We start from the raw sequence: 1,712 nt of genomic DNA, 5'->3' as shown, positions 1-1,712 counted from the left end.
TGGGGCTGGCGGGTGCCGTTCGTCGTCGGCGTGTTCGTGCTCGCGCTCGCCTGGTACATCCACACCCGCGTCGAGGAGACCCCCGAGTTCCGGCGGGCCGAGCGGGCCCTGGCCGAGCGGGAGAGGAGCGAGACCTCCTCGCCGCTGCGCACCGTCCTGCGCCACCACCTCGGCACGGTGCTGCTGGCGGGCGGCTCCTTCGCCGTCAACACCGCGACGTTCTACATCATCATCACCGGTGTCCTCGACTACACCACCCGCGAACTCGGCATGGAACGCGGCGCGGTGCTCACCGTCTCGCTCTGCGTCAGCCTCACCCAGCTGGTGCTGATCCCCGCCTCCGCCGCGCTCTCCGACCGCCTCGGCCGCATCCGCGTCTACGCGTTCGGCGCCGCGGGCATCGCGCTGTGGGCCGTGCCGCTGTTCCTGCTCATCGACACCGGTTCCCTGCTGTGGCTGGCCGTCGGCACCTTCGTCGCGAGCTGCTTCCTCAGCATCATGTACGGCCCGCAGGCCGCGCTGTTCGCCGAGCTGTTCACCCCCGAGATGCGCTACACCGGGGCCTCCCTCGGCTACCAGATCGCGGCGGTCGGCGGCGGCGGGCTCGCCCCGTTCGTGATGGTGCTGCTGCTGGAGGCGACCGGCACCTCGATGGCCGTGTCCGGCTATGTGATCGCGCTGTCGGTGGTCGCGCTGGCCTCCATCAAGGTCCTGGCGGACCGGGCGCGTTCACGCTGACCCGGCGGGCCGGTCCGACCGCTCCCGGGCGGTTCCGGGGCGCGGCGAGGCCGCCACGACCCGGGCCGCCCGGCCCCGCGACCGCGACACCGCCACACCCGCCAGGCACAGCGCCCCGCCCGCCAGCGTGAGCGGGCCCGGCACCTCGCCCAGCGCCAGCCAGGACATCAGCACGACCAGCGCGGGCACCGCGTACGTGGTCGCGCCCATCCGGCTCGCGGTGGTCCGGGACAGCGCGTAGGCCCAGGTGGTGAAGGCCAGCGCGGTCGGGAAGAGCCCCAGGTAGACCATGTTGAGGGTGGCCGGCAGCGGCGCGGCGGCGGCCTCCCGCGCCAGCTGCCCGGCGAACGGCAGGCAGAGCACGGCCCCGACCAGGCACCCGAATGTCGTCACCTGCACGGCACCGGCCCGGGCGAGCGCGGGCTTCTGCGCGACCACGCCGGCCGCGTAGGCGACCGCCGCCAGCAGGCACAGCAGCACCCCGAGGACGGACGACGAGCCGCCCCCCGACATCGACAGACCCACGGTCACCGCCCCGGCGAACGACACCGCCATCCCCGCCAGCAGGCGGGGCGGCATCGGGTCGCCGAGCAGCCGGGCGCCGAGCAGCGCGATCAGGATCGGGCCGATGTTGACGACCAGGGCCGCCGTGCCCGCGTCCACCTGCTGCTCGCCCCAGTTGAGGACGACCATGTAGACACCGAACCAGAGCACGCCGGACACCGCGATCCCGGGCCACGCCGCCCGCGGCGGCCGGCCCTCCCGCCGTACGGCGCACAGCACCCCCAGCGCCACGGACGCGGTGGCCAGCCGCCCGAGCGCCAGCGCGCCCGGCGAGTACACCTCCCCGGCGCTGCGGATCGACACGAACGCGGAGGCCCACAGCACGACGGTGACCACGGCGGCACCGGCGGCCAGGAGGGCGGGGCGAGAGGACGAGGACATCACGTTCCCGAGGCTAGGAGGGGCAGGGG

General features: G+C 74.6%; 2 protein-coding genes. One reads left to right on the top strand and one right to left on the bottom strand.

Translation table 11 applies throughout. The annotated features are described in order from the left end of the window. A partial coding sequence (locus tag CCN42_RS38775; protein WP_143662185.1) for an MFS transporter occupies positions 1–738 on the top strand: 738 nt, incomplete at its 5' end. Here CCN42_RS38775 and CCN42_RS38770 read toward each other — a convergent pair. Next, positions 730–1,683 carry a DMT family transporter gene (locus CCN42_RS38770; protein ID WP_086741891.1) on the bottom strand — a complete coding sequence of 318 codons (954 nt, stop codon included), beginning with the start codon at positions 1,681–1,683 and terminating at the stop codon, positions 730–732. The genes CCN42_RS38775 and CCN42_RS38770 overlap by 9 nt on opposite strands. Between the last annotated feature and the right edge of the window lie 29 nt (positions 1,684–1,712).

The organism is Streptomyces glaucescens (genome assembly GCF_002154375.1).
GTDB classification, from domain to species: Bacteria; Actinomycetota; Actinomycetes; order Streptomycetales; family Streptomycetaceae; genus Streptomyces; species Streptomyces glaucescens.
Note: the sequence above shows the minus strand (reverse complement) of the source record. Positions and strands in the feature narration are given on the sequence as shown.